We start from the raw sequence: 20,131 nt of genomic DNA, 5'->3' as shown, positions 1-20,131 counted from the left end.
GTCTCAAATTTGTATACTTAGACTAAAATACGCTGTTTCATCGTCTATATTTTTCAGTGATGCTTCCATAGGCTTTGATGATTTTCGCGCCATATCAATCAACCCCAATCCAGCGCCAGTCACAGCCGCTTCATCGCGAGGCTGACGAAGCTGGGTCTTATAAGCCGCTTTCAACTCTGACTTATCCATTTTAGCAAGAGATTCAATTCGTTCCACTAATGCGTAACCATCCTGTGCACGAACAATGTTTCCAGCAGCAACTCGGTAACATCCCTCATAATGACTGACAATCACCGTCGCGGTATCCGCGCCAGGTAATTGCGATGACACTGCATAATGACGAATATTCTGCGTCAGCTCGATATACGCTGCAAACACATCTAATGCAGACGCTGGCGACAATTGCTCAGACTTCAAGTAATTCTTTAGCGCATTGCCTATTTCTTCTATCAAACTTCGAGAAATGGGCCCATTGAAACACAATAAAATATTGTCTTTTTCGAAACGCTCTCTTAACCCGTATAAATCCGGCGAACTCATTTCACCTCCCCTTATAAGTGCGTATTGTTAACGTCAAATCGAAATAACAACAACGTGATATCGTCTCGTTGTGGCTGCCCTCCCATGTATTGGTCTAGAGCAGACTCAAAAGACTCAGCTTGTTCTTTTAACGACAAAGCCGCATTATCTTTAATCAAGGTTTCAAAGCGTTGATTACCAAAACCAAAATTTTTCTCTCCGCCTGATTGATCCAAAAAACCATCTGTTGCCATATAGTAAGTCCAACCAGACATTGGCAAATCAGTGTTATCGTATTCACCTAGACGACGATCTCCAAGAGCACGGCGGCCAGCATGATACTTCACAAAGTCCTCACCGTTACTGCCATACAAAGCAATTTTAGCGCCTGAAAAACGCATTAGGTTACCGCTTTTAGGAACAAAGACCAAACCAACATCGGCATTAGTCGCCACTTTGTTGGCACTGACCTCTTCATTCAACATGGAGCGCAAGGTTTCATCAATAAGCTTCAGTAAAGCGGCGGGGTCTGAAATTCCTATTCGGACAATAGAGTAATCTATCGCGGCTCTGACTAACATGGTCATCAAAGCGCCAGGGACACCATGACCCGCACAGTCCACTATGCCTAATAAAAACCCATCATCGGTAGAGTGAAAAACATAAAAATCACCGCCTACTACATCTCTAGGCCGCCAAATAACACTGTGATCATCCCCTAAGAAATGACGCATCTGACGGTCTGGCAAAATGGATTTCTGAATCAAGCTTGCATAGTCAATCGATGCACCGATTTTACGCTGGGCTTCCAGTATTTTTTCGTGGCTTTCTTCTAGCTTAGCGGTTCTTTCTTGGACGCGTTCTTCTAATTCCTTTGTGTGATTTCTAACTTGTTGAGCCATTTTATTAAAGGTTTGACTCAAATCACCTATTTCATCATTACCACCCACATGAAAAGACACGTCATAAGAGCCATTAGCAATGGTTTTTGCTGATTGTTGTAATTGACGAATAGGCATAATTAACAAACGCTCTACCGCAAAACCAAACACGATCAACAACAAGATTAACAGCAATACAAACACGCTCACCGCAGGTAACACGAGACTGGAATCAAAAATGCTCACATTCTCCAAATCCACATTGGTTACCACAAACCAATCCAGTAATGGAAAATACACAAAAGACATGAGTTGCTTATGCCCATCTTGCTGCACTCTCACTGTCACCACATTGCCATCGATATTACGTGCGCTTGCTAAGGCCGCTTTCACCCTATGTTGGGATGGCACATCATCTAACAGGCCATAAACAGAGCCTTCCATAGATCGATCTCTGCGCACGTTATAAGAAGTGAGCTTTTCATTAGGATGAATTTCGATATCACCATTAGCGTTGATGATAAAAGGCGTTACACCTTGTGCTTGGTTTTCCAAAAATTGTGCGACAAAAAGGTCCAGTGAGAATCCTGTTCCTGCCAAGCCAATAAATTGCTCTTGCTCACGAACAGGAACGTTGATCCACACTTTCATAACCTTTAATACTTCATCGTAGTTCACATTAATATCAAAAGGTGCCTTGGCTTGGCGCGCAGAAAAATACCAAGTGTCTGCCGTCTTTTGAGCATTTAGTCTATACGTTGGCGTAAGAGATAAGCGGTTATCTTGATCGGCAAAGTAGTATTGCTCTGTCGCATCATTCACGATAAACATGGCATGATTTTGAAACGCATCTAGATAGCCTTGAGTCTCTTCCAACCAAGCATTTGCCAATACTGGATCATCAGGGCGCTTCAACCACGCCTTTACCACCATTGAATTGGCAAAGCGTTCTGCTAATGCCACTTCTCTTGATACAGGCGTCAATATTCGCTGGTAGTTTAATTGCGTAAAACTGTTGGCATAATTTGCTGCCGACAACTCTTGCCCTTTTTGCACAAAAGACCAACCAATAACCGTAATTATTAATAATGCAAAAAGACACGTACTCGCCAAAGCAAACAACGACTTACCACGCAATCCCCAACGGGCCATTCCAAAACATCCTTCATTTACTAAATAAAAATACTCCCAACATTAACCTGATCTCGACAAAAAAGGCGTAATATTTTGTAAATCGACACTAGGTTTTATCGTGCATTCAAAACACATGCTCTATTCATCACTTTCAACATGATGAAAAATATCTTTCAAAATCAATAATCTAAAAATTAAGAACAAAATTACCTGCACAAACACTTGACGACATAGAAATGTTATCGGTAACATCGTATCTTAGTTACCGGTAACATATACCGCAAAATCAGGCACTTTCCTACAAACGGTTCATAGAAAAAAAACAATAGGAAGCAACACCATGAATAAATTCAGCACCACCTTACTAACAGCGACTATGGCTGGCATCCTTTCTACCTCAGCGATTGCAGCGGATTACAAGTTTAAATTTCAGTCCTCTGACCCAGCGGGTGATAAAAATTTCCAAGTTCAAAAAGAATGGACACAACGTGTCGAGGAGATGACAGGGGGACGTGTACAAATTGATTTACTTCCAGTAGGCAGTATTTTTAAGCACACAGAAACCTTAGACGGTATTAAAATGGGCATTTTAGATGGCCATATTACGGCTACTGAATTCTTCTCTGGTAAAGATCCAGCCTTTGGCCTAATTGGTAACACAGTGGGCGCATGGTCAAACACCCAGCAACTACTTCAGTACGTTAACTACGGTGGTGGTTACGAGCTAATGAATGAACTTTATGCGCCTTATGGTGTGAAATTCATCGGTGGCTCTACAACTGGAGTTGAATCTTTAGTGTCTCGTGTTCCGCTAGACAGTGTCGCGGACTTAAAAGGCCTAAAACTGCGTGCGCCTGAAGGACTTGTTCAACGTGTATTCGCTGCTGCGGGTGCCGCTCCAGTAAACCTGCCAGGTTCTGAAGTATTCACAGGCCTAAGCAAAGGCGTTATCGACGCCGCTGACTACACGGTTTTCTCAACCAATCAAAAAGCGGGCATGAACGACATTGCAACACACCCTGTTCAGCCTGGTTTCCACTCTTTACCATTGATCGATATATCAATGAATAAGAAAAAGTGGGACGCATTACCAGCCGATATTCAAGCAATCTTAACGGTTTCAGTACGTGACTTCTCCGAAGACATGACAACGCAATTACGTATTGCTGACCAAGCCGCGGTAAAAGCAGCCAAAGCGGACCCAAACATCACTATCCATGATTGGTCTGCTGAAGAACGTAAGAAGTTCCGTGAAATTGCTCGCACTCAATGGGCTGAATTCGCCAAAGGTTCGGCTAACGCACAAAAAGTGTATGACTCAATTACCAAATACCTAGAAGAAAACGATCTCCTCTAATCTGAGACAAACCTTTTAAACCTGCAAACAGGCGTCCTGCAATGACACATTGCATCGGCGCCTGATTTTCATTGGATTATGATCATGAAAAACGAAATTCATCCAGAGACGCCTGATAGTTCAGAGCGCCCTAGAAATGCGTTAGATAAGGTGATTTATACTTTTGGCAACACCATCAGTCTATTGTTTCTTTTTACCGTAGCCATTTCTTTTTATGAAGTATTGATGCGCTATGTGTTTAATGCTCCCACCATGTGGGTACATGAAACAGCTTCTTTTCTTGGCGGTATGTTATTTATTTATGGCGGTATTTACGCCCTATCTATTAATAAACATGTTCGCGTCGTACTCATATACGACCTCGTTTCTGATACAACACGCCGTTGGCTGAATGTTTTTCATCACATTATGGGGCTATTATTTTCTGGTCTGCTTAGTTGGGCGGCCTATCAAATGGTACAAGACTCTTGGTTTACACCATTAGGAGATTTGCGTTTAGAAACGTCTGGGTCAGCTTGGGATCCGATGTTCCCTGCCTTGGTAAAAGGTATGGTGTTTGCCACTTTGTGCATCATGTTTGTGCAGTTTTCCTTGCACTTAATACAAGAATTAAATGGCTTAAGGAAACGTAAAGATGTTTGATTTGTCCGCGATTGGAATAGGCTACGGCAGCCTACTCATGCTTGGTTCGATGATTTTATTGTTGCTAACTGGCATGCAATTGGCCTTTGTTACCGCTTTGGTTGCCCTTATTTTTGCGATTGGTTGGTTTGGTGTTGGCGCCTTACCTTTGATCACCAGCCGTCTATACAGTTTTGTTGGTGACTATGTTTTCCTTGCCGTGCCCATGTTTGTATTAATGGCCGCGTTATTAGACCGATCAGGCATTGCTCGCGACTTATTCGACGCCATGAAAGTGTTTGGTCGTAAACTCCGCGGTGGCGTAGCAATACAAACTTTATTGGTTGCCGTTGTTTTGGCGTCAATGTCTGGCGTGATTGGTGGTGAAACCGTCCTGCTAGGTATTTTGGCGTTACCGCAGATGCTACGCCTTGGTTATAACCGTAAATTGGCAATTGGTACGACCTGCGCCGGTGGCGCACTGGGCACCATGTTACCGCCTAGTATCGTTTTGATTATTTACGGTTTGACAGCCAGCGTTTCCATTGGCGATTTGTTTAAAGCCGCCTTTTTGCCTGCTTTTATTCTAGCATTTGCCTACATGGCTTATGTACTGATCTTGTGTCGTATTCATCCAGAATACGCACCACTTCCTAGTGCAGAAGAACTCGCAGCAGACGAAGATATTAATTATTTCAAAGCGCTACTGTTTCCATTGCTTACCGTGATGATGGTATTGGGCAGTATTTATACAGGTATCGCATCGGTCACTGAAGCCTCTGCCCTGGGCGTTGTTGGTATCCTCATTAGCGCGGCGATTCGCGGCGAATTGAATTTTGCCATGCTAAAAGACAGCGCCAAAGCGACCATGAGTACTTGCGGCATGATCATCTGGATCGGTATTGGTGCCACGGCGCTGGTTGGTGTTTATAACCTCATGGGCGGTATCGATTTCGTTGAAGAAATCATCCTGTCATTAAGTGGTGGCAGCGTCATGGGCACTGTCATGATCATGATGCTGATCTTGTTTGTTCTAGGTATGTTCCTAGATTGGGTCGGTGTTGCACTATTAACCATGCCGATCTTTGTCCCAATCATCACCGGACTTGGCTTAGACCCTATTTGGTTTGGTGTGGTGTTCTGTTTGAACATGCAGGTATCTTTCCTATCACCACCTTTTGGTCCTGCAGCGTTTTATCTTAAGTCTGTGGCACCAAAAGATATTAGTCTTGGCGAAATTTTCAGCTCCCTGCTGCCGTTTATTGGCCTGCAAGTTTTTGTACTCGCCTTGGTCATATTCTTCCCTGAGCTGGCCCTTTGGTGGAAATAACCCATTGCGACCATGCCGTTCAATACGGCTTTTTGAACGACACAACCTTGCTGGTAACAGCAAGGTGATGAGGAAACCAGAAAATGACAAAAAGAATTGTAGTGCTAGGCGTATCAGGCTCAGGAAAATCTTTGATAGGCAAAAGCATCGCTGACAAACTTGGCTATCCATTTTTTGATGGCGACGACTTTCACAGCCAAGCCAATGTAGACAAAATGCGCCAAGGCACGCCGCTCACTGATGAAGATCGCAAGGATTGGTTGGCAACACTCAACACCATCTTGATCGACAACCCTACAGCGGTAATCGCCTGCTCTGGATTAAAACCAGAATATCGCGCCATGCTGCGAAATGGCTTAGACGACGTCACCATGATCTACCTAAAAGGTGATATAGATACCATTTGGCAACGCCATCAAAAACGTGATGGTCACTATTTTAATGGCCGCAACATGCTTGAAAGCCAGTTCGCCACCCTGATCGAGCCAACTGAAGACGAAGCCTTCGTAATCGACATTTCTCAAGAAGCAGACGTGGTGTTAAATGAAGCGCTAACACTTTTGGCGAAAAAATAAGAGATCCCTTAAAACAAGAGGCACAATCATATGTTGTGCTTCTTTTCATAAAATAAGTAAACACTTACTCTCGATATGAATCTTATTTTTATTAAAAAAACAACTCAATAACGGCTATTTTTTGTTTCTAGCCATGAATGGCTTATGATAATGTTACGTGTAACAAAACATGGATACGTCACTGGTATGAAAATCTCAAATACAAAAAATAAGCGCCCTACTTTACAAGACGTGGCTGATTTGGTTGGTGTCACTAAGATGACCGTGAGTCGTTTTCTTAGAAACCCAGAGCAAGTCTCTGTACCATTACAAACCAAAATAGCGGAAGCATTAGAAGACTTAGGCTACATACCAAACCGAGCCTCCTGATATTTTATCCAAATCAAAAAGTCACGCGATTGGTGTGTTACTGCCCTCTTTGACAAACCAGGTTTTCGCTGAAGTTATCCGTGGAATTGAATCGATACTTGAACCTGCTGGCTATCAGACGATGTTGGCTCACTATGGTTATAGCAAAGAAGCAGAGGAATCCCGTATCGCTACCCTGCTCTCCTATGGTGTCGATGGCCTGATTATTTCTGAAAGTTACCATACTGAACGTGTTAGAAAAATGCTTTCTGTCGCTGGTATTCCAGTGATTGAAATCATGGATTCGGTTTCCCCTCCTATAGAACAAGCCATCGGCATAGATAATCAAGCCGCCGCTTACGCTATGACGGAGTTCATGATTCAAAAAGGACGACAAAAAATTGTTTATTTTGCGGCCCGCATGGACCAACGCACCTTATTTAAAATTAAAGGCTATGAAACCGCCATGCACGACAACGGCTTAGTGCCTTTGTGCTTAAAAACCAACAGCGCTTCCTCCTTCACATTAGGGGCGAAGTTTTTAAAAGATGCCCTACAGCAACAACCTGATACTGATGGTATTTTTTGTACCAATGACGATTTGGCTATCGGCGCACTCTATGCTTGTCAAAAAGCGGGAATTAACGTGCCACAAGACATTGGCATCGCAGGCTTTCATGGTCATGATATTTCCCGTGCTATGGTACCTTTACTCGCGACCGTTATCACACCCCGCGAAGAAATGGGACGCCTTGCCGCCGAGCACTTACTGTCGCGCTTACAAGGAAACCCCGTTTCACAACGCATTATTGATTTGCCCTTCCAAATAGAAGCCGGCGAGAGCATATGATGCCATGTTCATTGCTAGGCTACAGCATATGTTTAAACACAGATCTAACAGTGAAAACGAGCCTCCCAGACTGGCGCGAAAAACACTTCAAATATAATTGATAAGTGTTATCATTATTGTGTTTTTTCTTCATACTCAAAGGCTATCTCATGAAGCGTTTTTTCGCTATTACCCTCTCTACCCTTATACTGTGTCTCTCTTTCTCTGTCCCCGCCTTTGCTTCTACACAAAACGGTATTCACAATAGTGTAGAAGACAGTAAGGGCACATTTAGCCTAGATTACATTCCAAAACGCATTGTCGTATTAGAGCTTTCCTTTGTAGACGCATTGGCGGCTGTTGGTGTCAGTCCTGTGGGCATTGCCGACGACAAAGATCCTGAGCGTATTTTAAAAGAAATTCGTGATGTAATTGGCGATTGGACATCCGTCGGTACACGCTCTCAGCCCAGCCTTGAAACCATCGCATCGCTTAAACCGGACCTCATCATTGCAGACATTTCTCGCCATGAAGGGGTGTATGCGGATCTGCAGAAAATAGCACCGACCTTAATTTTGCCGTCACGTCGAGCTAACTATGAAGAGAACCTTCACGCCACCGCTATCATCGGCAAAGCCATTGGCAAAGACAACGAAATGCAAGCGCGCTTAAAGCTGCATGCTCAAAGAATGGCCGATTTTGCAAAACAATTACCAGAAGGAAAAGAAGTGCAATTTGGAGTAGCGCGTGATGACGCACTGTTTTTGCATACCGCCGATTCTTACGCTGGCGGTGTGATTCGAGCCTTAGGCTTAAAAAATGCCAACACAGGCAGAAGCGACGACGCTTATCGCCAAACCAGCCTAGAGCAATTCCTTGCAGTAAATCCTGACTACTTTATCGTCGGCAATTATGTCACTCCAAGCATCATCGATAAATGGAAAAATGAACCACTGTGGTCTGTGTTAAAAGCGACCAAAAACAAGCATATTTATTCTGTTAACCCTAATACTTGGTCTCGTTGTCGCGGCATTATTTCAGCCGAAACCATGGGGCAAGATCTTATTAAGGTCTTTAACACGAATAAATGATCTCAATACGCCTGCCTTTTGTCGGCCAATGCCTAGCATTGTTGCTGCTTTTATTAATTTGTTCATGGATCAGCTTATTTAGCTGGTCGGTAATAACTATTACGCCGATGGATGCTCTGCACGCTTTATACGATATGAACGCAGAAAGCATCGCTCAGCATATCGTCCACGATTTAAGACTGCCCAGAGTCCTTATCGGTATTATGGTGGGAGCCAATCTCGCAGCAGCGGGCGTGATTATGCAAGGTTTAACACAAAACCCTCTCGCCTCTCCTTCTGTTTTGGGCATCAATGCTGGCGCAGCACTGGGCATGGCAACGGTTTCTACCATTGCTCCTTGGTTTGGTTTACTCGGCACGTCAGCCGCTGCCATCATTGGCGGAGGTATTGCATGGGCTTTTGTTATGCTACTGGGTAGCGCGTGGCGTGGTGGCAATGAACATGGCCGATTGGTGCTAGCAGGTGTCGCTATCTCCGCATTGTGTGCGGCTTTAACCAAAGCGGTGATAATTATCGCAGAGGACCAAGCCGCTGGGGTGCTGACTTGGCTTGCAGGTAGCTTGACCGATGCCCGATGGCACACCTTTGACGCCTTATGGCCTGTCTGTATTATCGGATTATTAGGCGCTCTTTTTATTGCCCCCTCGCTCAATCTATTACAGCTTGGCGACGATAATGCTCGCAACCTTGGCGTATCGCTTATGTGGGTGAAATTGGGCAGTAGCTTTCTGGTCTTGCTGCTAGTGGGCAGCGCCATCAGCAGCGTAGGCGCCATTGGCTTTGTTGGGCTACTTATTCCTCATATGGCTAGAATGCTGGCGGGGCAAGACCATCGCAAATTTTTGCCCATTGCCATGATACTCGGTGCTTGCCTAGTGGTTTTATCGGATACCGTCAGTCGTGCCATTATTTATCCCGCAGAAACGCCCGCTGGGGCAATTTTGGCGCTCATCGGCGCACCGTTTTTCATCTATCTCGTCCGCAAGAGGACCTTATGATAGGCTCGCGCTCACTGCCACTATTGTTGCTTATCTTGTTAGGCTTGCTGCTCGCAAACCTAATGTTTGGTGCGGTATCACTTCCCTTTAAACATATTATAGAAGGATTTCAAGTCGGTAACGCGAACTACTTTACCGTTCATGAATACCGTTTTCCTCGTACTATTTTGGCTATGTTAGTGGGCGCCATGATGGCCCTTGCTGGCGCCTTGGTTCAAGGGGTGATTCGTAATCCCTTGGCATCACCGGATGTGCTTGGTGTCAGTCATGGGGCGGGGCTAGCCGCTGTCTTTTATATGACGTTTTTTCCCAGTGCAGATATCGGTTGGTTGCCTGCTGTCGCGTTAATCGGCAGCTTGATTGCCGCGCTGATGCTCTGGTGGCTATGCGGTCGACACAGTAGCACGATTAAACTGGCCATCACCGGTGTCGCATTAGCCGCGCTCTACGCCAGCTGTGTCGATTTTTTGATGCTGGTTAAACCCTTAGAAATAAACAACGCATTATTATGGCTGACTGGGAGTTTATGGGGACGCGGTTGGAATCAACTTGCTATGTTATTGCCTTGGCTACTGCTTATTCCTTGTGCGCTTTGGCTCGCTAAGCCACTCAATCTTATTCATCTTGGCGACGACAGCGCTATTAGTCTTGGCGTTAAAGCAAGCACGTTGCGCTTAGTCTCGCTAGCTATTGCCGTTGGACTCACTGCCTCATGTGTCGCGATTTGTGGTCCAATCGGCTTCCTAGGCTTAGTAGCCCCTCATTTAACTCGTAAACTGGTTGGTGGACGCCATCAATTGCTCTTACCTTCCACCATGTTGGTTGGCGCCATTTTGCTGCTGCTGGCCGATCTCGCGGCTCGTACCATTGATCCACCGATTGAATTACCCGCTGGTATTATGACCGCCATTATCGGCGCACCGTATTTTCTTTGGTTACTCTTTAGGACAAAATAATTGATGTCTATTAGCACTCACAATTTATCCATTGGCTACCATGATAAAGCCATCGTAAAGCAGGTTAATTTGAGTATTCCTGAAGGGAAAATCATCGCTCTGCTTGGTCCAAATGGCTGCGGGAAATCCACCTTGCTAAAAGCCATGGCGCGCATTCTTTCCCCGATGGAAGGGTACGTTCAGTGGCAGGGGAAAAATCTTCATAGCATAGCGTCCAAAAAATTGGCTCAGCAATTGGCATTATTGCCGCAAACTCAACCTATTCCGGAAGGGATAAAAGTAAAAGATTTGGTCGCCTATGGGCGTAGTCCATATACCGGTTTTTGGGGACGACTTAACAAGCAAGATCAGCTAATAATAGATAGCGTCATGCATGAAACAGGCATTACCGAGCTTGCAGATCAATTGGTCAGCGAACTCTCTGGTGGTCAGCGCCAACGCGTTTGGTTAGCGATGACGTTGGCTCAGGATACGCCCTACTTACTGCTCGATGAAGCTCCACCACATACATGGATTTAAGTCATCAAGTCGAATTGATGCACTTATTGCGTAAGCTCAATAGGCAGGGCAAAACCATCATTACTGTACTGCATGATATTAACCAAGCCGCTCGATACTGTGACCACCTCATCGTGATGAAACAAGGCAGCATCATCACCCAAGGCTCACCTGAATCGGTTCTCACACAAACACTGCTGAAAGACGTTTTTTCATTGAATGCCCAAATCCATCAAGACCCAATTGCCAAAACGCCTATGTGTGTCGTGGAGTAATTCACCAGCCTAATTGACAAGCGATGTCGATTCTTTGGGCCGCTATTTAATGCAGTAATGCAAAGGCTTCATCTTGGCCAATGACGGTAGCGTATTCGCCATGCAAATTTGCCAATGACATAGCATGAACCTCATCGGCACTACGGAATTGACCAAAAAAGTCATCTTTTTCAAAAGCAAAACAGGCACTACCAACCACATACGTCTTAAAACCTAAATTGCCAGCACTTCGCACGGTCGATTCCACTGAATTATTCGTACTAACACCGACTACCACCAAAGCTTGCGCTTCTTGCTCGCGTAGCCACATATTCAAATCAGAATAGGTAAAAGCATCGGGGACCGATTTATCAATGACTTTTTCATAGGCTAACGGCTGAAAAGCATCCTGAAACAAGACTCCTTCTTGCTCAGGCCAAAACAACGACTCAGGTTCTGTAGATAAATGTCGAACATGGACAATCGGTGCATGACTGGCGCGCCAGTGAGCAAGCAGTTCCGCTATTTGATGCTCAGCATCAGGGTTATTTCGCTCACCCGCTTGTGGCCAAGACATGCCTTGCTGCATATCTATAATAATCAACACAATGGGGTTAGACATGGTTCAATCCTTGTAAAAACACGCTTATTTCACGTCTTTGCTTTCTTGTTGGTTGCTCTTTTCAATCTCTCGTTGTTCAAGTGCTAATAGTCGTTTTTGCTGATGACGCAATTTAAAAAAGAAAACCACTAAACTCATGAACAATAAGAACGTCAGGTTACCAAGAAAATTCACTCGGTATTCCAATGCGTTAACGTGAGCAATCTTAGTAGCAAGAGACTGGTAATCTCCCAAAGAGGCAGTGGATAACTGCAAAACGGCCACGCTGCGCTCTAATTCAACAACGGTTTTTGCGAGTTTTTTCTCATCCTCTGCTGACATTTGCTCAGCCATCGAAAACGAGGCCAAAAAGCTAAGAAACACACACAGCACTAATCGATACAACATAACACCTCCTCAGTATCACCCATACAAATTTCAATCATCAACAAACCATTTGATATACGCACTTTATCTGCTTTTTTAGTCTAATGCTGCCCACTGTCATAAATAAAATATCTATTTCCAACCAAGCAAATGACAAAACAAAATAAATCCTTGAACTACACTTTTACCTTATCTAAATAAAAAATCCCACCCACGAGATATAAGGATGTTTGTCATGATAGTAAACTTTACAACTGCGACCAGACTTTGGTTATTTGCCGTTATCGCTATCCTAGGTTCAGCCTTAATTGGAATAAGCGGTGTATTCACTATTTCTTCCAGCGGTCAAACGACTCACAATAATCTCGAAACCATCCAACGACAAAGCAACACCCTTCTCGCCATTGAAAACGCAAAAATGAATTTACTCCTGCAAGTAAAAGCCTTTAAGGACACTTTAATCCGAGGCAATGACCCTCAAAGCTATGAAAAATACAAAGCGGAATTCAAACAGCATCGAGCTGACGTTATTCATGACTTTGTCGTCGCCAAAACGCTTATGCAAACACTAAATGTCAATACCAGAAATCTAGATGAATTAGCGGTATTGCACACACAACTCAGTGACCAGTATCAAATAGCATTAGACACCTTTGATCCCAAAGACAGTGCCGCAGGACAAAAAATAGATAAAATGGTTAAAGGCATAGATCGTCCAGCCTTAGCCGCCATGGATACGCTCGTCGAAACCTCAGAAAAACAATACAGCACCTTGATTACAGAACAATTAAGCTTTCTGGATGAGACCAGCCATACGGCTTTAAACCGATCTATCCTCATCTGCTCTGTCATTGTATTGCTGATTGTTATTTTAGCACTTTGGATCAATCGTCATGTCATGAGCCAGCTTGGCGGCGATCCTGCCTATGCGGCAAACATTGTCAAAAGTATTTCAGAGGGAAACTTAACCACAGCTATACAGCTAAAATCCGACGATCAGACCAGCTTGCTCGCCCAGATGTATAAAATGCAGGTCGCACTTCGACAAGTCATAGAGCAAATTCGCGATGCCAGCCACTCCCTAGTGACGTCTTCTCAACAATTGGCTGCCTCATCGCATCAAGTCGCAGTCAGTAGTACTCAACAAAGCGATACCTCAACCACTATTTCAGCCTCTGTAGAAGAACTAACCTATGGCATTAGCCAAGTATCAGGTAGTGCAGATGAGGCTCATCAGCTCTCCAGTAATGCTCGTGATGCCTCCTCTAATGGCGCAAAACAGCTGCAACAAAACATTATCGATATCAAAAAAATTGCCAAATCAATTCAAGAAGCAACTCAATCTATTCATAAATTAGGGTCTCAATCTGAAAAAATATACAGCGTGATTGGCGTCATCCAAGAAATTGCAGACCAAACCAATTTATTGGCACTCAATGCCGCAATAGAAGCCGCCAGAGCGGGAGAGACTGGAAGAGGGTTCGCTGTGGTGGCCGATGAAGTTCGCACTCTTGCTGAAAAAACAGGCCAATCAACCGCAGAAATATCCAATACCATCAACACGATTCAAAGAGACACTAAGCTAGCGATAGCCGTAATGGAAAGCAGTGCCAGTCAAATGCAGCCCGTTATAGACGGTGTTGACGCAACAGGCGTTGCTATGCGTGAAATAGAAGACAGCACCAGACAAGTCCTAACCTCACTGGATCAGATTACACTGATTCTAGCCGAGCAAAGTAAGGCGAGTAATGATGTCGCACAAAGCGTCGAAGAGAGCGCTCAACTCAACAGGTCGAACAGCGAGGCCGTTCATGAAGTGTCTAACGCCGCCCATCATCTCAAAGACATCGCTCAAAGCTTAATAATAAGCGTGCAACGGTTTTCGATTTAATTCACAGCTTATCAGACAGCGAGTCATCTATCATCCGTAGGCTAGCTGACTCCAGAAGCTCCAAGTTTTACACTAGGAGCCTCGTACACTAATACACTGGAAGTTTTCACACTTTAAAAATTGAAATACTGCGATTCAAAGAGTCCGCCTGAGCGGCAATCGCTTGGCTTGCTTTCGAATTTAGGGCCACAGACTCAGTGGTATCTTCCGTAATTTCACGAATAGTATCGACGTTTTTACTAATTTCGTTGGCGGCAATGGTCTGCTGTTCAATGGCTGTTGATACCGCCCCTGCCATGGTCGAGATTTCCTCTACATCCAACACGATCTGATCAAGCACCACGCCTGTAATGGCGGCTTCATCACGGCTTAAGACACCATCTTGGCGGCAATCTTCCATTAACACGACAATGCTTTTTGTGCGCTCTTGCAAAGTAAGAATGATATCAGAAATTTCTTCTGTTGCAGAATGTGTGCGGCTGGCTAACGCACGTACCTCATCAGCGACCACCGCAAAGCCACGCCCCTGTTCACCGGCTCTCGCCGCTTCGATTGCCGCATTTAATGCCAACAAATTAGTCTGCTCAGCAATGCCCTGAATCACATTTAATACCGTGCCAATGCTCTCACTTTCTTTAGCTAATTCGCTGACCGTTTCAACAGAACCTTCTAATCGTTCCGAAAGCTGGCGTATACGACCAATGGCTGAGGCTCACTTTCAACTGACCTTCACGAGCGTTTTCTTGAGTGGATAAGGCTTTCGACGCGGCCATTTCCATATTTCGAGATATATCCTCCACAGTGCCGACCATTTCCGTGACCGACACAGCAACCATATCAGTTTCCGCTCTTTGTTTCTGGGCATCGTCCGACGTACGCGCGGCATTTTTTGACAACTCAATAGTAGTCGTATTCATATTTTTAACCGTTTGATCGGCGTTTGCTATAACACGACTAAAGTCCACCAGCATTTCATTAATACTAGCCGCAACAAAACCAATCTCATCTTTTGCAGGCAGATCAACACGCAGACGCAGATTATGCGTAGTTTGAATGTCTCGCATCGTCGTTTGAATTGTATTCAAGGCTGAACTGATCGTACGATTTATTATCCAAGCCACAAACACCCCAAGCACAATAATAACACCGCACAGAATGGTCGTGATCATCATAGCAAAAGAGGCTTTTGCCTGAATAACTGCGTTTAATTGTGACTCTAAACTATCGAGCGCAGTCTCCGTTCTATGAATAGACTCGCGCATCGCTAATAGCTTACCTTCTTGGCTATTCAAACCTAATGCTTTTTTCCCATCTGCGTATTGATTAAAACTCTGACTATATTGTTCAGCAAGGGAAACCAGTAACGACACTTTGTCCTCAGGCAATGAAGCTGTTTGCACGTTACTTTCTAATCGGTCTAAGGTTTGATTAAAAGAAGCTATGTACTTAGGATCTTGGCGCAACATAAAATCCTTTTCATGGCGACGCAGCTGTAACATGGTTACTAATAACGCATCCTGGTTTAGCGCAGACAATTCACTTTCTATATTGTGTACCGCTCTGCGTAATTGTCCTTGCAAGCCTGTCTCTGGTGTTAAGCCTAGCGTTTCAGAAGCCGTCACGACCGACGTAAAACTCGTTTGATATTCTTTAAAATACACCATGAGTTCCTTTAAACTATTTGTCTCGATGGAAAACTCATTCATCATACTTTCAAGTAAGGACTGATCTTCAAGAAGAGACGTCATAGTCTCGTTGAATTTTGTCTCGTAGGAAAGATCAAGACGGGCAAGGAAATCTTTTTCATTACGACGCAACGTCAACATATCCACTTTCTGCTGCAAGACTAAGCTCTTGGCATATGTTAGTTTTTCAAGATTGCTCTGGGTGTTGTAAAAAAGTCCTAACATGGCAACCAGTGCAACAATCAGCAAGGCCGTATTCAAAATTAATTTGTGTTTAATCAGCACAAGAGGTTCCTATCATTTAAATAATCATTCCTTCTCATATAAAATTTCATCCGTAGTCGTACCATGATAATCAAAATAAAACAGAAGATCCTGTTCACACACAATTCCCTAAAAAACATCACAGCTTGTAACAATGCTTTGCGAAACTTATTACAAAACACATTCTTCGATCAAAACCGAGCAAACGACGTTTTCATAAAATCTAACAGCAAGCGAAGTTTTTTAGACTCTGCGGTTCCTGGTGGAAAAACCGCATAGACATCAATTCCCGTACATTTATAATCGGGCAAAATTCGCTCTAAACTGCCATTAGCGATACGCGGTAGCGCGTCGTACATGGGAATGCGCCCTATGCCATTACCGCCTTCCAAAAAGATGGTTCTCGCTGCCGCATTGTTCGTGCTGACGGCACCATGGACAGACAAGCTGAACGATTTATTCCCTTGGCTAAGGTGTACTGTATTCGCCGCTGGTGTATAAACCACCCAATCATGGTCATAAAGCTCTTCAGGCTGTATTGGACGACCACGACGTCGAAAATACTCTGGCGAACCACACAGACAAGTTTCAAAAGTTTTTAATTTGCTGGCTTGCAGCCCCGAGTCTAGTAACGGTGCACCGCGAATTGCCAGATCGACACCATCTTTAATGATATTGACCACTTCATCACTTAAGGAAACATTCAATTCGATTAAAGGGTAAAGCCTTCGAAATTTATTCAGCGCTGGCACAATCACCTGCAATCCTAAATTAACCGGACAAGTAATTTTCAATTTGCCTTCGGGCTCTTGTTTGGCTTTCTCTATCTGTAAATTCGCTTCATGGGCCTGAAACGCAATCGCACGGCAACGCTGATAATAAGCCTCGCCCGTTTCAGTCAATGATAAAGAGCGAGTGGTACGATTCAGCAGTTTGACACCCAGTTGTTCTTCTAATTTTTTCAGGTGATAGCTCACCACACCTCGGGAAATCCCCATAAACTTGGCCGCCGCGGTTAAACTGCCTTGCTCCACCACTTGGGCAAACACCACCATGCTTTTTAACTGTTCAAAGGACACATCCATAGTAATGCCTCTTATTTGTCACTAAGGAATACGTTTAATTGTATCAATTATTAAACCAATTAAGTCAAAAATCCTCCCATTATATCCATTAGATAAATTAGATAGACTAATCGCAAGTTAATTAATCAACCACTGACGCATTCAGGAGGTAAATATGAGTACGAAGAAAATTCTAGTCGTTCTAACATCACATTCAGATTTGGGTGATACAGGTCACAAGACAGGCTTTTGGGTAGAAGAGTTTGCCGCTCCTTATTATGCGTTTCTTGATGCTGGCGCAGAAGTCACGGTTGCTACGCCAAAAGGCGGCCAAGCACCTATTGACCCAAACAGCACAGCGCCAGATGCGCAAACCAAAGCAACGGAACGCTTTTACAAAGACCAGGCCGCGCAAGACGTGATCGCTAACACGGTAAAACTTAGCGATATGAAACAAGAAGACTTCGATGCCATCTTCTATCCAGGCGGCCATGGCCCACTTTGGGATTTGACTGAAAACGAAGAATCCATTGCCTTGATCGAAAGCTTCATCGCAGCGAACAAGCCAATCTCTTCTGTGTGTCACGCACCAAGCGCTTTCTTAAACATCAAAGACGCTGACGGCGAGTACTTCATCAAGGGTAAAACCGTGACAGGTTTTACTAACAGCGAAGAAGCGGCTGTGCAATTAACAGAGGTTGTGCCTTTCTTGTTAGAAGATGAAATGAAGAAACGTGGCGCGGATTACAAAAACACAGCAGATTGGACACCTTTCGCGGTCCAAGATGGCTTGATGATCACAGGTCAAAATCCTGCAAGTTCTGAACTAGTCGCTGAGAAACTATTGGCTCAACTGGCTAAATAAACCTCCTTAGTCAATTAAGATAAGCGATAAAAAGCCCGCCTCAAGGAAACTTAAGGCGGGCTTTATTCTTATAAGGCGTAATCGAAGACGATAATGTCTTCTAAAATCGGCACAAGCTGTGCTTTTAAAGCGTCGTGATCTGGATGCGGGATATAATGATCCAGAGCCGCATCATCAACAAAGGTCATAAATACGCAGTGGGAGTAGTCTTTATTAAGCCCCTCTTTACTCATGTTTACGCCCCATTCAACCGCTTCAATACCGGCAATCTTGCTTTTAATCGAATCAAAATGATTGAAACACCTTGAGATGGCTTCTGCGGTCGCATCTGCCTTGAACTTTATAAACAGTACATGACGAATCATGAGAACTCCTGATGAAATAAGATGATTTCGCAAAATCATACTCCGCCTTTGTCGCTAAAAATATGCCATATGCGAAACAATCCTTAAAAGGTCAATTTTGTTCAATACGCAAGACTTCTAAAAAAACGATAGTAAACACCTGTTTATTATCTTTTTAGGAACACCTAATGACTCTTTCACTTCTTGCTTCCATGTCTTTATTTGCTTTAGCAGCGTCTTTATCACCTGGACCGGTTAACCTGCTTTCACTGAGCAGCAGTGCTCGTTACGGCATCAAAACTGGGCTTGTTTTTGTCACAGGGGCGACACTCGGTTTTATTGTGCTGTTTTTGCTGATTGGCTTTGGTCTGCATTATCTAATTGACCAATTAAGTTGGATTACCAAAGTACTGCAATGGCTAGGTATTGCCTTTCTGGTGTATCTCAGTTTTCAACTCTTCACCGATCACGGTGAACTCAATTCAGACAAACACAACAAAATCCCCAACTTTATGACAGGTGCCATTATGCAATGGCTCAATCCAAAAGCTTGGCTGGCATCACTGTCTGGCATTGCCGCGTATATTCCCAACGCCGAAACAACGCAAGTGATGATTTTTGCGAGCTTATATCTACCTATCTGTTGGCTGTCTTTAGGCGTTTGGGTGTGGGTAGGAAAAATACTCGGGCAGTATTTCCAAAGCCCAGCCAAGATGCGCTTGCTAAATAAAACCTTAGCAATATTACTGGCAGGAAGTTGTGCGCTAATACTGATCTAAGAGGTAATAGCTCTAAGAAGAAAGCGAACGACGATATTGATCAGGGGTAGCGGCTACTCGCTGTTTAAACACACGCTGAAAATGGGCTTGATCGCTAAAGCCAATAGCCTGAGCCACGTCTGCGATGGCTTGCCCTTGCTTCAACGCTTGCTGACCAAGTTGAATACGACGATTCAAACGATAAGCATGAGGCGTCATATTAAAATGACGCTTAAATGCACGCACCAAGTAGCCAGTGCTGAAACCAAATTCGGCACTTATCTGCTCAATAGAGGTATCTTGTAGACAGTGTTGATGCAAATAATGTGCGACTTGATACAAGTTATTGGCCGGCAAAGTGGTAGCCGATTCGCTATTGTCAGATGCTAACTGAGTAAATACATCCACCAGCACGGCTTCCAACCTTTGCCTCTTTTCAGCAGAGGCAAGATCCGTTGCCATTAAACATTCACACACTGCCACAAAACTTTGATATATCTGAGCGGATAACAAGGTATCGGCGACGCTATTCTGCCAACATTGCGTTTTCCTGATACCATGAAAAAATAACAAAGAAGCCAACCAGTTTTTATCAAGATGCATCATGTAATAGGCCCAAGGGGAATCTTGGCGAGGATTACACGCATGCACCACATCTGGATTCATCATCACCAAAGCACCACGCTCAACGCTGTACAATCGATCTGCACACAGAAATTCACTTTGACCTTTCAGAATAGCACCAATAGACCATTCTTGGTGGGAATGCGGTGCGTAGCTCACTTTTCGGCCATCTAATACTTGGCGAAGCTCCACAAAAGGCAAAGCTGGATCTCGCCAGAAAAGCGGATGTGTAGAAGGCGTCATTTCGTCATCCTATC

General features: G+C 44.2%; 23 protein-coding genes. 14 read left to right on the top strand and 9 right to left on the bottom strand.

What is annotated here, in order from left to right; translation table 11 throughout:
• Positions 1-3 precede the first annotated feature (3 nt).
• A complete protein-coding gene (gene siaB, locus AC0L6V_RS20555; RefSeq protein ID WP_265220184.1) occupies positions 4-540 on the bottom strand; it encodes a biofilm regulation protein kinase SiaB in 537 nt (178 codons plus the stop codon).
• Between the two features lie 11 nt (positions 541-551).
• Entirely contained in the window at positions 552-2,552 is a 2,001-nt protein-coding gene (gene siaA / locus AC0L6V_RS20550; protein ID WP_265220183.1) for a biofilm regulation protein phosphatase SiaA, read from the bottom strand.
• Positions 2,553-2,874: 322 nt separating this feature from the next.
• Here siaA and AC0L6V_RS20545 point away from each other — a divergent pair, with 322 nt between their 5' ends.
• The 11 genes from AC0L6V_RS20545 (at position 2,875) to AC0L6V_RS20495 (ending at position 11,412) form a co-directional block, all read left to right on the top strand.
• Positions 2,875-3,891 carry a TRAP transporter substrate-binding protein gene (locus AC0L6V_RS20545; protein ID WP_265220182.1) on the top strand — a complete coding sequence of 339 codons (1,017 nt, stop codon included), beginning with the start codon at positions 2,875-2,877 and terminating at the stop codon, positions 3,889-3,891.
• An 84-nt stretch (positions 3,892-3,975) separates the two neighbouring features.
• A complete protein-coding gene (locus tag AC0L6V_RS20540; protein WP_265220181.1) occupies positions 3,976-4,533 on the top strand; it encodes a TRAP transporter small permease subunit in 558 nt (185 codons plus the stop codon).
• The gene (locus AC0L6V_RS20535; protein WP_265220180.1) at positions 4,526-5,842 is read left to right on the top strand and encodes a TRAP transporter large permease; all 1,317 of its coding nucleotides are present in this window, start codon (positions 4,526-4,528) and stop codon (positions 5,840-5,842) included. The genes AC0L6V_RS20540 and AC0L6V_RS20535 overlap by 8 nt, the downstream gene beginning before the upstream one ends.
• A gap of 83 nt (positions 5,843-5,925) precedes the next feature.
• Positions 5,926-6,417 (top strand): gluconokinase, encoded by a 492-nt coding sequence (locus tag AC0L6V_RS20530; RefSeq protein WP_265220179.1) that lies wholly within the window; start codon positions 5,926-5,928, stop codon positions 6,415-6,417.
• Positions 6,418-6,603: 186 nt separating this feature from the next.
• Positions 6,604-6,786 carry a LacI family DNA-binding transcriptional regulator gene (locus AC0L6V_RS20525; protein WP_418138564.1) on the top strand — a complete coding sequence of 61 codons (183 nt, stop codon included), beginning with the start codon at positions 6,604-6,606 and terminating at the stop codon, positions 6,784-6,786.
• Positions 6,787-6,835: 49 nt separating this feature from the next.
• Complete coding sequence (locus AC0L6V_RS20520; RefSeq protein WP_346433248.1) at positions 6,836-7,615, top strand: substrate-binding domain-containing protein; 780 nt, start codon at positions 6,836-6,838, stop codon at positions 7,613-7,615.
• A gap of 149 nt (positions 7,616-7,764) precedes the next feature.
• The gene (locus AC0L6V_RS20515; RefSeq protein ID WP_265220178.1) at positions 7,765-8,685 is read left to right on the top strand and encodes a Fe(3+) dicitrate ABC transporter substrate-binding protein; all 921 of its coding nucleotides are present in this window, start codon (positions 7,765-7,767) and stop codon (positions 8,683-8,685) included.
• Positions 8,682-9,683, top strand: coding sequence for an iron chelate uptake ABC transporter family permease subunit (locus AC0L6V_RS20510; protein WP_409419004.1), 1,002 nt, complete (start codon positions 8,682-8,684; stop codon positions 9,681-9,683). The genes AC0L6V_RS20515 and AC0L6V_RS20510 overlap by 4 nt, the downstream gene beginning before the upstream one ends.
• Positions 9,680-10,639, top strand: a complete 960-nt coding sequence (fecD, locus tag AC0L6V_RS20505; protein WP_265220175.1) for a Fe(3+) dicitrate ABC transporter permease subunit FecD — start codon at positions 9,680-9,682, stop codon at positions 10,637-10,639. The genes AC0L6V_RS20510 and fecD overlap by 4 nt, the downstream gene beginning before the upstream one ends.
• A gap of 3 nt (positions 10,640-10,642) precedes the next feature.
• On the top strand, positions 10,643-11,158 hold the full coding sequence (locus AC0L6V_RS20500) for an ATP-binding cassette domain-containing protein (RefSeq protein WP_418138563.1): 516 nt from the start codon (positions 10,643-10,645) through the stop codon (positions 11,156-11,158).
• A complete protein-coding gene (locus AC0L6V_RS20495) occupies positions 11,149-11,412 on the top strand; it encodes an ATP-binding cassette domain-containing protein (protein ID WP_418138562.1) in 264 nt (87 codons plus the stop codon). Before AC0L6V_RS20500 ends, AC0L6V_RS20495 begins: the two co-directional genes overlap by 10 nt.
• Positions 11,413-11,458: 46 nt before the next feature.
• Here the strand turns inward: AC0L6V_RS20495 and AC0L6V_RS20490 are convergent, their stop codons facing one another.
• Both AC0L6V_RS20490 and AC0L6V_RS20485 read right to left on the bottom strand, forming a co-directional pair.
• Positions 11,459-12,013 carry a cysteine hydrolase family protein gene (locus tag AC0L6V_RS20490; RefSeq protein ID WP_265220173.1) on the bottom strand — a complete coding sequence of 185 codons (555 nt, stop codon included), beginning with the start codon at positions 12,011-12,013 and terminating at the stop codon, positions 11,459-11,461.
• A 24-nt stretch (positions 12,014-12,037) separates the two neighbouring features.
• Complete coding sequence (locus tag AC0L6V_RS20485; protein WP_265220172.1) at positions 12,038-12,400, bottom strand: hypothetical protein; 363 nt, start codon at positions 12,398-12,400, stop codon at positions 12,038-12,040.
• 214 nt (positions 12,401-12,614) lie between these two features.
• On the opposite strand from AC0L6V_RS20485, the gene AC0L6V_RS20480 reads away from it, so the two are divergent.
• Positions 12,615-14,270 carry a methyl-accepting chemotaxis protein gene (locus tag AC0L6V_RS20480; protein ID WP_265220171.1) on the top strand — a complete coding sequence of 552 codons (1,656 nt, stop codon included), beginning with the start codon at positions 12,615-12,617 and terminating at the stop codon, positions 14,268-14,270.
• A 106-nt stretch (positions 14,271-14,376) separates the two neighbouring features.
• Here AC0L6V_RS20480 and AC0L6V_RS20475 read toward each other — a convergent pair whose 3' ends face one another.
• The 3 genes from AC0L6V_RS20475 to AC0L6V_RS20465 form a co-directional block, all read right to left on the bottom strand.
• Positions 14,377-14,892 carry a methyl-accepting chemotaxis protein gene (locus AC0L6V_RS20475; RefSeq protein WP_321160378.1) on the bottom strand — a complete coding sequence of 172 codons (516 nt, stop codon included), beginning with the start codon at positions 14,890-14,892 and terminating at the stop codon, positions 14,377-14,379.
• Between the two features lie 34 nt (positions 14,893-14,926).
• Positions 14,927-16,240: a HAMP domain-containing protein gene (locus tag AC0L6V_RS20470; RefSeq protein WP_418138561.1), complete on the bottom strand. Its 1,314-nt coding sequence runs from the start codon at positions 16,238-16,240 to the stop codon at positions 14,927-14,929.
• A 170-nt stretch (positions 16,241-16,410) separates the two neighbouring features.
• A complete protein-coding gene (locus AC0L6V_RS20465; protein WP_409419002.1) occupies positions 16,411-17,304 on the bottom strand; it encodes a LysR family transcriptional regulator in 894 nt (297 codons plus the stop codon).
• A gap of 154 nt (positions 17,305-17,458) precedes the next feature.
• On the opposite strand from AC0L6V_RS20465, the gene AC0L6V_RS20460 reads away from it, so the two are divergent.
• Positions 17,459-18,148 carry a type 1 glutamine amidotransferase domain-containing protein gene (locus AC0L6V_RS20460; protein WP_265220167.1) on the top strand — a complete coding sequence of 230 codons (690 nt, stop codon included), beginning with the start codon at positions 17,459-17,461 and terminating at the stop codon, positions 18,146-18,148.
• Between the two features lie 68 nt (positions 18,149-18,216).
• Here the strand turns inward: AC0L6V_RS20460 and AC0L6V_RS20455 are convergent, their stop codons facing one another.
• Positions 18,217-18,513 carry a Dabb family protein gene (locus AC0L6V_RS20455; RefSeq protein WP_265220166.1) on the bottom strand — a complete coding sequence of 99 codons (297 nt, stop codon included), beginning with the start codon at positions 18,511-18,513 and terminating at the stop codon, positions 18,217-18,219.
• 167 nt (positions 18,514-18,680) lie between these two features.
• Between AC0L6V_RS20455 and AC0L6V_RS20450 the strand changes: the two genes are divergently transcribed.
• The gene (locus AC0L6V_RS20450; RefSeq protein ID WP_265220165.1) at positions 18,681-19,271 is read left to right on the top strand and encodes a LysE family translocator; all 591 of its coding nucleotides are present in this window, start codon (positions 18,681-18,683) and stop codon (positions 19,269-19,271) included.
• 12 nt (positions 19,272-19,283) lie between these two features.
• Here AC0L6V_RS20450 and AC0L6V_RS20445 read toward each other — a convergent pair whose 3' ends face one another.
• Positions 19,284-20,117, bottom strand: coding sequence for an AraC family transcriptional regulator (locus AC0L6V_RS20445; protein ID WP_265220164.1), 834 nt, complete (start codon positions 20,115-20,117; stop codon positions 19,284-19,286).
• Between the last annotated feature and the right edge of the window lie 14 nt (positions 20,118-20,131).

The sequence above is a fragment of the Marinomonas sp. G8-14 genome, assembly GCF_055808935.1.
The sequence above is the reverse complement of the archived record's forward strand: the minus strand, read 5'-3'. Positions and strand labels throughout refer to the sequence as shown.